The organism is Mycoplasmopsis gallinacea, from assembly GCF_012220205.1.
In the GTDB taxonomy this organism is placed as follows: Bacteria; Bacillota_I; Bacilli_A; order Mycoplasmatales; family Metamycoplasmataceae; genus Mycoplasmopsis; species Mycoplasmopsis gallinacea_A.
The window spans coordinates 836,295-849,131 of the sequence record NZ_CP047225.1 but is presented as its reverse complement, the minus strand read 5'-3'; the positions used below and the strand labels follow the sequence as shown (position 1 = coordinate 849,131).

General features: G+C 26.3%; 10 protein-coding genes. 8 read left to right on the top strand and 2 right to left on the bottom strand.

The features are described from left to right. Positions 1-431 precede the first annotated feature (431 nt). Positions 432-1,610: an IS30 family transposase gene (locus GOQ20_RS03415; protein ID WP_167845067.1), complete on the bottom strand. Its 1,179-nt coding sequence runs from the start codon at positions 1,608-1,610 to the stop codon at positions 432-434. A gap of 169 nt (positions 1,611-1,779) precedes the next feature. Here GOQ20_RS03415 and GOQ20_RS03410 point away from each other — a divergent pair, with 169 nt between their 5' ends. Continuing rightward, the gene (locus GOQ20_RS03410) at positions 1,780-2,238 is read left to right on the top strand and encodes a hypothetical protein (RefSeq protein ID WP_167845408.1); all 459 of its coding nucleotides are present in this window, start codon (positions 1,780-1,782) and stop codon (positions 2,236-2,238) included. A gap of 52 nt (positions 2,239-2,290) precedes the next feature. Beyond that, a complete protein-coding gene (locus GOQ20_RS03405; protein WP_167845407.1) occupies positions 2,291-3,667 on the top strand; it encodes an ECF transporter S component in 1,377 nt (458 codons plus the stop codon). A gap of 98 nt (positions 3,668-3,765) precedes the next feature. Here GOQ20_RS03405 and GOQ20_RS04875 read toward each other — a convergent pair whose 3' ends face one another. Then, positions 3,766-8,268: a DUF4011 domain-containing protein gene (locus GOQ20_RS04875; protein WP_167845406.1), complete on the bottom strand. Its 4,503-nt coding sequence runs from the start codon at positions 8,266-8,268 to the stop codon at positions 3,766-3,768. Positions 8,269-8,363: 95 nt separating this feature from the next. Here GOQ20_RS04875 and mutM point away from each other — a divergent pair, with 95 nt between their 5' ends. The 6 genes from mutM (at position 8,364) to holA (ending at position 12,836) form a co-directional block, all read left to right on the top strand. Beyond that, positions 8,364-9,218: a DNA-formamidopyrimidine glycosylase gene (mutM, locus tag GOQ20_RS03395; protein ID WP_167845405.1), complete on the top strand. Its 855-nt coding sequence runs from the start codon at positions 8,364-8,366 to the stop codon at positions 9,216-9,218. Then, a complete protein-coding gene (locus GOQ20_RS03390) occupies positions 9,211-9,750 on the top strand; it encodes a cysteine hydrolase family protein (RefSeq protein WP_167845404.1) in 540 nt (179 codons plus the stop codon). Before mutM ends, GOQ20_RS03390 begins: the two co-directional genes overlap by 8 nt. Continuing rightward, complete coding sequence (locus GOQ20_RS03385) at positions 9,750-10,088, top strand: Smr/MutS family protein (protein ID WP_167845403.1); 339 nt, start codon at positions 9,750-9,752, stop codon at positions 10,086-10,088. Before GOQ20_RS03390 ends, GOQ20_RS03385 begins: the two co-directional genes overlap by 1 nt. 52 nt (positions 10,089-10,140) lie before the next feature. After that, positions 10,141-10,638 (top strand): MAG0490 family ComEA-like DNA-binding protein, encoded by a 498-nt coding sequence (locus GOQ20_RS03380; protein ID WP_167845402.1) that lies wholly within the window; start codon positions 10,141-10,143, stop codon positions 10,636-10,638. 188 nt (positions 10,639-10,826) lie between these two features. Then, positions 10,827-11,894 (top strand): ComEC/Rec2 family competence protein, encoded by a 1,068-nt coding sequence (locus GOQ20_RS03375; RefSeq protein ID WP_167845401.1) that lies wholly within the window; start codon positions 10,827-10,829, stop codon positions 11,892-11,894. Positions 11,895-11,897: 3 nt separating this feature from the next. Then, entirely contained in the window at positions 11,898-12,836 is a 939-nt protein-coding gene (gene holA, locus GOQ20_RS03370) for a DNA polymerase III subunit delta (RefSeq protein WP_167845400.1), read from the top strand. Position 12,837: the final 1 nt, after the last annotated feature.

The window sequence follows — 12,837 nt, the reverse complement described above, 5'->3', positions numbered from 1 at the left end:
AAAATTGCAAGCCCTTGTGGCTTGTTTTCTTATAAATTTTGAAGTTCTTTTGCTTCTTTTCTCCGAAAGAAAAGAAGGCCTGTGCGGCAGCGCAATCTTTGAATCTGTAACAAAAGATAGACATAGAACAATACAGCGATAAACTGACATTACACATCAAATGGGCTTCAACCACAAAAATCTAGTTTAGCGCTTAAATACCAAGCTTTCTTTTATTGCTATTAATTTGAATTTTGAAGTTCTTTTGCTTCTTTTCTCCGAAAGAAAAGAAGAGAAGGCCGCGTGCCAACGCAATTAATGTATTTGTAACAAAAGACTGTCATTACAAGACTATTCTTATTTAAACTGATATTTACACAAAAAATAGTTTTTCTTCACATAAATTTGGTTTAGGTCATCATTCTTGAACTTAGCATTTATTGATATTAATTTTAATTTTCTATTGCTAATATTCTTTTGTATTCATCGATTTGTTCTTTGATTCAAAACACGTATTCTTGTGTGAGTGAATTGAAACTTTTACCCTTCGGAATAAATCTTCTAATGTATCTATGAGCATTTTCAATTGAACCTTTTTGATACGAAGCATAAGGTTTACATTTAAATAACTTTTTCTTACCTACCACTTTATGAAGAAGTGTGTTTTCACTACCGTTATCTACTGTTAAGGTTTTTATTTCGAGATTGTATTTTCTTATTAACATCCTTAATGCTTTGTTAATTGATTTTGCATCTCTTTTTGTTAAAGCAATGTATAACTCTCTAGTTTTACGATCTAAAAGTGTGAAAAGAACAAACTTATCTTCTCTTTTACCAACTACTGTATCAGCTTCAAAATGACCTTTTTCTAATCTTAAATTTGCTTCTTTAGGTCTATATTTTACGTCTCTAGCGTGTATCAATGACCTTTTACCTTGCTTTAATGTAGTTTTTGTATAACCACCTCTTGATAAATATAAAAGCGGGTCAAAAGAAAGTTTTATTCTTTGTTGCTTTAGAGCTTTGTAAACTGTGCTAAATGTAGGACAAAAAGCATTTTGATTTGTTTGTTTAAACGAGTTAATCATAAACTTAACAGACATTTTACATTTAATGTTTTTAGAGTTTTTGCTTGCTTTTTTTCTTAATTCTTTAGTTACATCGTTTCAATATTTCTTAAAGTGACTTCACTTATTTTTTTGTGATTCTGACACTATCATTAACCTTTTGGTTTTATAACTAAGCAAATGATTTGATAGTTTTCTGAACGAGAGAAATTTAGTTATAAAAATTTTAGATCCGCAAATTTTGCAAATAACTTTATTTTTTAGGCTTTTATGATAGTCATTTTTTTCAATCATTATTTCCATTTTTTGCTTAACCGTTCTAGATTGATAACCAAAATATTTCGCCGCTTTTGATACTGAATTCAACAATAGAACTTTCAAAATAATTTCCCACATTAAGAGTATAGATATTTGTTTATCTCTAAGCAACCTTTTAGACGAAACATTTGAGTGAAGACGTTTTATCTCATCATCAGATTCTTTGATGATGAAGTGACGGAAGTTTTCAGCATTATTTTTTACACAAATAATATTTTGTTTAGATAAATCTATTAATTTTTTCATATAATAAAAATGTGTCCTTTCTATTTAGCATTATTATTTTACACAATGGACACAAAAAAGTCACACGCATTAAATTTGCGTGTGACTTTTCTAATTTATATTTTTTTAATAAAAAAAGTTTACTTTTTTAAGAAAAAATTAGTTTATTTATATTAATAGTGAGGTCAAAATGGAAGAAAAAACAACAAAAAACAAAATTTTATTTAATTTATTAGCACCAAATCAAGAATTAAAAAGCTCAATTGAAAATGTTATTGATAAGAAATTTGAGCTAATTTTACCCCTTAGCAAGATTGATGACGAAATTGTTATAGGTCTTGCTTATAAAAATTCAAATTGTAAAAAATTTAGCAAAGAACACATTTTGGATCTTTATACTGATTCATCACTTCTTTTCTATAAACTTGCAATTGATAAGTTCTTTATTATTGATGAGAAAATTCTAAAAGATAACTCATCAGATTTTCAAGGTGAAAAAATTGGAAAAAATTTATCCGAATATAACGAAATTAAAATTTTAAAAACCTTGACCAAGATTCTCAATACTTTTGGTCAAAATATTGATATATACAAAATCAGCTTAAATCCTGAATATAATAAGCTAAAAACAGGTGCTTTTTCTAGTTAATTTGTTAAATTTATATACTATTGGATAAAAGTAAATAGTTTATAATTTAACTATGAAAAATCAACAAAAATATACAAGCAAACACATTAAAAAGTGAAGTTATTTTAGACTCTTCGCTATGATTGGATTTGCATTTACATCTATGATTTTCGCATTACCAATTTATTTGGTATGAGTTTCATTTTTTGAAGGAGGGAAAGAATTAACTTGACACCATTATGCAACATTAGGTTCATTAATTACATCAATGGTGGTTCTTTATTTATTCTCAGTTGGTTTAAGTATTTTTACAACATACAAATTGAGAATGTACTTAAGTAAGGTCGAAAGTAATGAACAATACAAAAAAAGCTTTATTTTCGGATATCTTACAAGCCCTGTTTTTCTTTTAAGTATTATTTATCACGTTATCTATTTAATCCCAACAGTTGCAGATCATGCACCTGAAGGTGATTCAATTAACGAAAAAGAAGCTGAAGCTGATTTAGAAAACGATGATAAAGACGAAAAATCGAGGAACAGCCGAAGCGAAATAAAAGATATAAAAAAAACAAGTGAAAAAAATTTACCAAACAAAAAATCATTTATTCAAAGAATTTTAAATAGTCATTTATTAAGATTAAATACTTTTGAAATTGCATTAAGTGGTATACTGCTTGGTATTTTTTTAATCGTATCCGCGATTACTCATTACACATATTTAGGGAAAATTGGTCTTAATTTTGAATACATTTTTTACATAATTTTCGCCTTTTTCTTTAGATATTTCAAAGGAGCTTTCTTAGCTTTTATAGGTGATTTTATTTCACTTATGTTCCAAGGAACTGGGATCGCTTCATGACACTGAGTTTATGCAATTGTTCCAGTATTAATTGTTATTGTAAGTTCTTTATTCTTTGATTTAGTTAGAATTAATAAAAAACACGCATTAATACTTGGAAATATCTTTGTTATCGCTTCATTTAGCGCAATTATTACAGTAGTTTTCAAACAAATTGCCAAAAAAGGTGGGAGTCCACTTAAAATTAGTAGTATTTTCTCATTTAAAACAATTGATGTCACTACTTTATACATTTTAATAGCATTAGCAATTCTGATTGTAATTGGAACAATTTTTGTTTCAATTTACTCAATTTGAAAAAATAAACCTAAACTTTCTTACTTCGCTATCGCTTTTATTATAGTAACAATTGTAGTTGTTATTGGAAGATGATTATGAGGTCCATATGCTTATATTCAATACAAACAATTTTGATTAAAAGATCCTCTTATCAATCTTTGAGATAGATATGTCACAATAATGCTCCCAATTATTATTAAAGGCCTAATAGTTATACCTATTTACTCTATAATTTTAGGTTCATTAATTTTCCCAATGACATACTTATATAACAGATACATAGCTAAAAACAAAATCAATGCTTATTAATTTACGCAGAAATTACTTTTCTGCGTTTTATTTTTACCCCTTAAATGCACACTAATTAGGCAAAAGAAAACTTGCGCATTTGCGCAAGCTCTTTACAATTAACGCACTTTGTACATTACTTCATCATCTTGATGCACTTTTTCAATTTTGCGAGTTTTAATAAGTAATTCAATAGCTTCGTCAAATTTCGCTTTAATTTTTTCACCTGCATTTTTAAATCCTAGAAATTCAAGGTAAAGTTTAAATAAACGATTATGATCAACCAAAGTAATATCTTTAATTAATTTATAAAGCATTTGAGCTACTTCTAAGTAAGAAATCTGTGCAATAGTAAATTTAGTTCAATCAATGTTATATCTACGGTCTTTAAAGAAAATGCTGTTAAAATCAAAGAAGAAGAAATCTTCATAATCGCGATTAATTTTGCGAGCATTATATTTATCATTTAAATAACGATCAACAGAAGTTTTTTTGTAATTTAAAATGTTTGAAATGGTGCTGCTTTTTACTGGTTGAAGGTATTCAACTAATTTATCAACCAAATTAGCGTTAAATGTTTGATATAAAATATTTTTTCCATTTTCAAGGACTAAACGATCAATGATTTCTTTATTTGTGAGCATTTTAGGAAAAATGTCAATATTATTATTTTCAATTTTAGTTTGATATTTTGCAATTTTCGGTTCAAATTTTTCTTCTTTTGAGACTTGGTATTGCACTTCGAGAGCAGGTTGGTTATTTTCAAATCTTAAAATTGCATCATTAAGTTTTTTCATTTCGTCTTTTTTGTTTCTAAATCAATTAGATGCTCAAATACGGTAAACATTTCATCCTTTTGATTCTAAAACTTTCTTGCGTACATATTCCCTATCTTTAGTTGATTTTGAGTATTTGTAGCTATCTCCATCACATTCGATAGCGCAAATAAATTTATTAGGATCTTTTTTGCTAAATACTCCAATATCAACTTTGAAGTTTGAAATACCTACTTTAATTTTGGTTTCAAATCCTCAAGAATTAATAAGTTCACTAAGCTCTTTTACAAATGAAATCTTAAATTCTTTACCTTTCTCATCTAATGAAGAAAAATCATTTTGAATGTGTTTGTTTTTAGCGAAATTTAAGTAATCTTTGAAGAATAATCATCCTCTTGGGTTAGAAGCATTTGAAACATCAATATCTTCAGGATTAACAGAAGTAATTAAAATAGACCCAACCTTTGCTCTAGTAAAGCAAACATTTAACCTTCTATAACCACCTTTTAAGCTAACTGCACCAATATTTCTTGTTACAGTCCCTCTTTCATTTGGACCAATTACGGAGCTGATGATAATAAAGTCTCTTTCATCTCCTTGAACATTTTCAATGTTTTTAACAAATAGTTTTTCCTTAGCGTTAAATACTAATCTATCTAAAAATTCAGGGTTTTCATTTAAATAAGCATTAATTTTTTTCTCAATAAGGGATTGTTGCTGACTGTTAAAAGCAATAATTCCAACTGAATTTGCATTAGGATTATTTCTTAAAAGATCATCTAAAACTTCGATAACTTTTTGAGCCTCTTTTTCGTTTTTAGAATTTGTATAAATTCCGTCATCAATTTTTACAAGTGTAATTCCTTGGTATTTTTGAGGCAAGGTATTATTCGGGAAAGCAATAAGTTTATCTTGATAAATTTCTTTATTTGAAGGAAGAATTAATTCATCAAATTTAGAACGGTAGTGTCATTCAAGTGAAAGATCGAATCATTTAGTAGAAACAAAGTCTAAAATTGACTCATAATCTCTACTTGAACTTTCATATTCTAATTCTTGTTCTTCATCTTCTTCATTTTCAGCATTATCCATCGATTTATTAAAGAAGTTAGTAGGTGGAAGTTGCTCACGATCACCAACTAAAATAGCTTGTTTACCTCTTAAAATTGAAGAAATAGCAGTTTCTACTTTAATTTGAGAAGCCTCATCGAAGATAACTAAATCAAATTTTTTGTCGTTGTTTTTAAAAAAGGCAGCAACAGAAAGTGGAGACATCATTAAAATTGGTTTTAAGTTGTAAATTAAATTTGGCATCTTCTCAAACATTTGTTTGATTGAAGAATGTCTAGTTTTTTTATTAATTTCCTTTTTAAGGAATTGGAATTCAACGTTATTTTCGTAAATTGAACCACTAGAAGGTAATTTTTGAAGTAAATTATCATTAATTAACTCAGAAGCAAGTTCTTTAATTCTTTCAAAATTCTCTCTAAATTGGTTTTGGATGTAATTTAAATCTGGAATTTCATTATTTAATTTATAGAACTCATTTTTAAGGATTAAATGGTAAATTGACTTATTAAATAAATCAATGAGCGAGCTATGATTTAAATTAGCAATATGCACACGTTTAACGAATTGCTCAATTTTACTTTGAGCAATTTCTTTACGTAATTGGTTGTATTCAATATATGTATCAATGTTGTCAATATTATTAAATTGAGCACTAATTTGGGACATAAATGAAGAAACGTTAATTGGTGATTCATAAATAAAGTAATTTTGAAGCTCTAATAATAAGTTGAAAAGTTTTTCATCTCTAGTTCCATTTAAGTCCATTGAATTAGATAAATAGCTATCTAATTTATTAATTAAAGCATCTACATTATTTTCGAAAAAGACAAATTGATCCATTTCTCATTCATTGTGCAAGGTGATAAATTTATTAAATGAATTAATCACTTTATGAGCTTTTTCAGCAATAATTTTGAATTCTTTTTTATCTTTTAAAAGCGAAATTAATTTTTTCTTAGTTTGGCCCAATTTTCCAAAGCAGAATCATTTTTTAAACCCTTTGTTTTCATAAAAATAGTTAAATTCTTCTAAGTTAAATTTTAATAAACTTGAAGGATCGCTAAATTTTTCTAAAATATCTTGATTATCAATAAAGATTTTGATGTTTTCAGAAATAGATTTTAAAAATGCTAAATTATTTAGATTGTTAATTTGCAAGTAATTTGGATTTTTACGATAAATTTTTTGCTCAAATAAGAAAGTATTAAGCAATTTTTCTAAATATGTCTCTGGGTAAGTTTTGGTTACTTCAAGAAAATCAGAGATTAAGTTTTTAAATTTAATTTGTTCAACTGGTAGAAGCTCTGTGATTTTTAAGTTGTTAAAAATGGTGTAGTCATAACCAATTTTCACAAGCTTTTCAAGATGATTTAATTGCTCGAGAATTTTTTGGTAACTTGAATTTTCAAGAAAAGAAAAATCATAATTTCATGGTCATTCAATTATTGGTGTTTCTTTTAATAAAATGTAGTAATTTAAAATGTCATATAAAGTTTTTTCTTCTCAAATGGAGTAACTAATTTTCTTAAAGTAAGAATTAAGTTTTTTAAGGTTCTCTTTGTAATTTTCTTTTTGTTGATCTGTATATCTTTGTGAAACTACTTTTTGACTTTTTTCTCTCAGTGTAAGATTGTCACTTAATTGTTGTAAGAATTCTTTTTTATTTGTTTTTTCAATTGAATGAAGCCTTGCGACTCAATTGGCTAAGTTTAATTCTTCTAATTTGTTGTATACAACATCAAGAGCAGCTTTTTTCTCAGCGACGAACAGCACAGATTTACCACGAGAAATAAACTCAGTTAAAATGTTAACAATAGTTTGACTTTTACCAGTTCCTGGAGGCCCTTGAAGCACGAAACTTTTACCTTTTAACGCAATATGAATAGCTTTTTCTTGTGAGCTGTCGCTTTCAAGAAGGTGGTAATATCCATCTTCGCCAATTTTAAGGTCTAATTCTTCTTTTGAAACTTCAACTGGTGACATATCAAGTTTTTCATCATCAAAAAGCGAGGCAACAAGCTGATCTTGAATTAATTTTTCTTCATTTGTTTCTAAATCTTTATAAATAAAAATGTTTGAGAATTGGAATAAACTAATTCAAATTTCTCTTTTAATAGTGTAGCTAGGAAGCTTTTCTTGCACAAAAGCAAAATACTTTTCAATTCTTTCGTTAATTGATTCTTCAGAGTCAAATTCATAACTTAAATCTACTCCTTTTTCAAAAAGGATTTTTTGAATTAAACTATCATTAAGCATTAAATCACTATCTTTAAGCGATACAAAGCAATCTTTGTTTTTGTTTTTATCAAATTTAACAGGAATAAAAACAAGTGGAGAATCAAGAAGCTTATCATCTTCTTGATCCGGTTTTCACAAAAGCATACCAACTGTTAAATATGAAATATCAATTGAGTATTCAGTGTTAAAAAGCTCTTGTTTTCTATACATTGAAGAAAAAGTTACATTTAAATCGCTTTTTGTTAAATCAACATCAATTGTAGTCCCTTTGCTATTTGAGTTAGATGGATTGTTATCTATTTCAAGAAGATTATCAAAAGTTTCAATTCAATTTTTTTCTTGTTTTCGAATTGGATTTAATTTAAGTTTTTTATCATCAAAAAGTACGTCTAAAATTAAATTTAAGTCCTCATATTTAAACTCAATTCCTTGTTTATTGCCTTTAAAATTTAAAGCTTTATTTCTAAGGGTTAAGTCTAATAAATTAGCCTTTCATTCTTTTACATTTTCCTTAATTTTTTTACCGTAATTATCCATTTTTTACCTCTTAAAAAAATTATAAACTATACCGATAAAATGAATAAAAAAGAAAATAAATTTTAGTTTATAAACAATTTATTATAATTTATTCTATGCCAGAATTTCCAGAAGTTACAGTAGTGAGAAAAACACTACAAAACCTTATCGAAAATAAAAAAATTATTAAAGTAGAAGTAGTTAAAGACAAATTTATTAAAAATGCTACTGAAGAAGAATTTAAGAAGTTTCTTACAGGTAAAAAAATTATCAATATTGACAATATTGGTAAGTTTATTGTATTTTCTTTTGATGATAATTCAAGAATGATTTCACATTTAAGAATGGAAGGAAAATACTACGTTCGAGATTTAAAAGTAGTTGAAAATAGATACTATAAGCATGATTATATTTACTTTTTCTTAGATGATAATTCAGTTCTTGCTTACAATGACACAAGAATGTTTGGATCATTTGAAATTATTCCAAAAGAAGATCAAAGATCGCTTGAAGAGATTAAAAATTTAGCTAAATTACCAGGAGAAGTAGATGCTGAAGAATTGCATAAAAAGCTTCAAAAACGTAATAAAAGCATCAAGTCAATCTTGCTCGATCAAAGCTTAGTGCTTGGAATTGGTAACATTTATGCTGATGAAGCTCTTTTTGCTTCAAAAATTTATCCAATGCAAAAATGCAACACTATCTCACTTGATAAATTAAAAGAATTGCTTACTAATGCTCACGAAATTATGGATACTTCCTTAAAATTGGGCGGAAGTAGCGTTAGAACTTATGCTTCAGTTAATGGCACAAGTGGTTCATATCAAGATTTGCTTAAAGTATATGGAAAAGCAAATCAACTTTGCTCAAGATGTAAAAAAGCTACTATTGTAAAGGTGAAATTAGATTTTAAACCAAACGGAAGAGGTACTAGTTACTGTCCAAATTGCCAAAAGGAACAAAATGATTAAAAAAGCAACGATAGTAATTGATATGATTAATGGTTTTACCAACCAGGGTGCTTTATATGATCCAAACATTGAAAATTTAACACCGAAAATTGCTAATTTTCTTGCTAAAAAACCAGATAATAAAGACATTTTCTTTGTTTGTGATGCCCATTCTGAATATGATTTAGAAATGCAAGTTTATCCAATTCACTGTTTAAAAGGGACTTATGAAAGTGAAATTGACAATCAGCTTCAAGAATTTGTTTTAGAACAAAATATTGTTTATAAAACTACTACTAATGGTTTTTGAGATTTTCCGGTCAAAAAATTACAAAAATATGATGCTATTGAAGTAGTTGGTTGCTGCACTGATATTTGCATTTTACAATTTTGCTTAACCCTTAAAACATTTTTTAACAAACTTGGTGATCATATCAAAATCATTGTTTATAGAGACCTTGTAGATACATTTGATTCCCCAGCTCACAATCGAGAAAAAATGCATAGTAATGCCTTAGAATTAATGAAAAACGCTGGAATTGAGGTTATTTAATGAAAATTATTGATCTACACGGCTTAGAAGTTGAAGATTTAATTAAAGTAGTTTCTAATGTTATTTATGAATTTAAGCTTGAAAAAGTTCAAAAAATTCATTTTATAACTGGTAAAGGTACTGGAGCATTAAAAACTAGCTTAGAAAATTTACTTGATAGCGAAGGTATTTATTATTCAGTACACAATAATGGTGGTTTATATGAAATTGCTTTTTGAGATCAAAACCAAAATAAGCAACATTATAGCTACAATGAATATTTGTTTGATGAATACTTAGCAGATGAAGAAGAAATTGATGATATTTTTAATGATTCTCTAGATCGTTTTAAAAAATAGTGTGAAAGTTCATTTTTAGTGCTTTTGCACTATTTTTTTATATTAATTGTAGATGAAGAAAAAGTTAAATTATAAAATTTTAATTTTTATTGCAATTTTAATAATTGCTTTTTTAATCATTTGTTTCATACCAAAATGAATTAATACTTTGAATTTCAAGCAAAAAGAAACTAGTCACTATCGATACATTATCTCTGGAGCAGTTTTAAATAAAGGAGTTTTTTACTTTAACAAGCCACAAAGTTATCAAGAATTATTTTTTAAAACAGGAATAACTGAAAATTCTAATATTGATAATTTTGATCTTAAAAAGTTTGCACCACAAAATACAGAGATATATGTTCCATTTCGCAATTACAAACTTAGATGAAGTGATATTAAAAGCATTGCAGACTTACAAATTGCAGATATATCTAAAAAATACGCTACTATGATTTTTAATTACAGATTAAAACACGAGATTGTATCATCATGAAATGAAATCTTGCAAATACCAGGAATTGGTTTAAGAACAATTGAAAAATTAAAAAGTTTCTTAATCCTGGGATAGTGTATTTATTGCTTTTTTATGCACTTTGTAGTTTTTGTTTATTTATGTTTACCTTTAATCTTTTATTTATTTTTAGTGGCATTTTTTCAGTTATATTAACCTTTGTTTTAAATAAAGACAAGCTAAGTAAAACTTGAATAATAATTGTTATTTGAGCTATTTTTATATTAGTATTTTGAATCTGACTAATGTTTTTTGACTCTGAAAATAAGGTAAATGCTAACTTAGAATGCATTTCTTTTTATTCAAAAGGAAGTGTTTTACAAAACTGATACGGAAGAAAGTTTTTTATTGAAAAAAATGGTCTTAAATTACTTAGTCATTATGAAGTTAATGGAACAATTTTTAAAACAAAAGATACGAATTTATGAGCTAAAGGAATTTATTATCAAATAAAATTTGATCAAATCCAAGAAAATAACTTGTGGAACTGAAAATTCAAAATTTACAATTTTTACATATCTAAAAGTGATGTATATGAAGAAATAGTTTTTCCAATTGTCTTTGGATTTATATCTCAAAAGAAAAATAATTTTATCTTTGATGTAAATAAATTAGGGATTATTCATCTAGTTGTAATTAGCGGACTTCACTTTAATATTATTTTTAACTATTTAAGTAAAATCTTTAGAAAAATTGATCCCAAAAGTATTATTTCTATAACCTTAATGCTTCTTTATTATCTCATTATCAATAAATCACCATCTGCAAATAGAGCATTTATATTTCTTTTGATTTATTGAATTTATAAACTAATAGCCCTGGAAAAAGAGCAAATAAATAAATTTAAAATTCTCTTTTTTACTTTCTTAATTACTTCTTTTATCAACCCAACTCAAGTTTTGAATAATGGATTTTGATTATCATATCTTCTTTGCTTTTCGCTTTACGGAATGCAAAAACCACAACTAAAAAAATCTATTATTTTTGATTATTTTAAAATATGAATCCTATCAATTTTACTAGTTGTATTTTTTAGCTCACAATTTAATGTGTTTTCCTTTTTATATTCACTCTTTTTTAACCTATTTTATGAGTTTTTCATCATTTCTCTATTTATTTTTTGACCAGTATGACCGCTGACGTTTTTCATTGCAAATGCTTTAAAGCTTATTCTGAATAATCTGCTGTTTTTCACAATTGTATGAAAAATAGAAATAAATTTAATTAACCAAATTCTGCTTGCTCTTTTAACTTTTACTTATCAATGCTTTCTTTTTAAAACTAAAAAAGTTAAAACAATTTTATATAATTAAAATATGTTTTTAATATATGGAACTGAAAGTTTTTTAATAAAGCAAAATGTCAATGAAATAAAAGAAAAATTTAATGAAAATGACATTATTAAATTTGAAGAAAATGTAGATATTTCAGAACTTACTGAAACTATTTCGTTTAAATCTCTCTTTTCACCTGCTAGATTAATAATTGTTGAAAATTTTAGTGCTTTAAGTGAAAAAATCACTAAAAAAGAAGAACAAAAATTTCAAAATTTAATTAGTGCTTTATCTAATGAAGATGTTAATCAAGTTGTTTTTGTTCATGGATCAGATAAAATTACTAAAAACCTTTTTAGTGATTTTCTGCTTTCAAATGCAAAGCAAATAAAGTGTGAAAAGATCGCGCAAAAAGATTTAACTTCACAAGTTTATACATATTTAAACGAAAATAAGGTAAAAATTAACAGAGAAGATGTAGCTTATTTTTTAAGTAAAATGCCTGATGATTTAAACATTATCATGCAAGAATGTGACAAGTTAATTTCATTTAAAGGAACTATTTCGCGTAATTTCATTGATAAAAGTGTTTCAGATTACATTTTAAACGATCCTTTTGGTATCTCAAATGCAATTGAAACTAAAAACTTTAAGTTCATTTATGGTAAATATCGAGAAAAAATGAAAGAAGGAGATGTTTTACCTTTAGTTATTGCACAAATATCTTCTATTTTCATTTTGGCGCACCAAGTTTATAATTTAAAGAAGCTAAATTTAAATGCTGTTCAAATTAGTAAAGAACTTAACGTTCATGAATATAGAGTTAAAAAAGCTTTCGCATTTTTAAATAAATACTCAATTATTGAAATTAAAAAAATACTTAAGGATTTAGACATCTTAGATAAGCATTTAAAAACATTTACTGATCAAAATAACGAAATCTTTGAAAGTTTTCTTATCAAAAACTTTGCAAGATATTAAC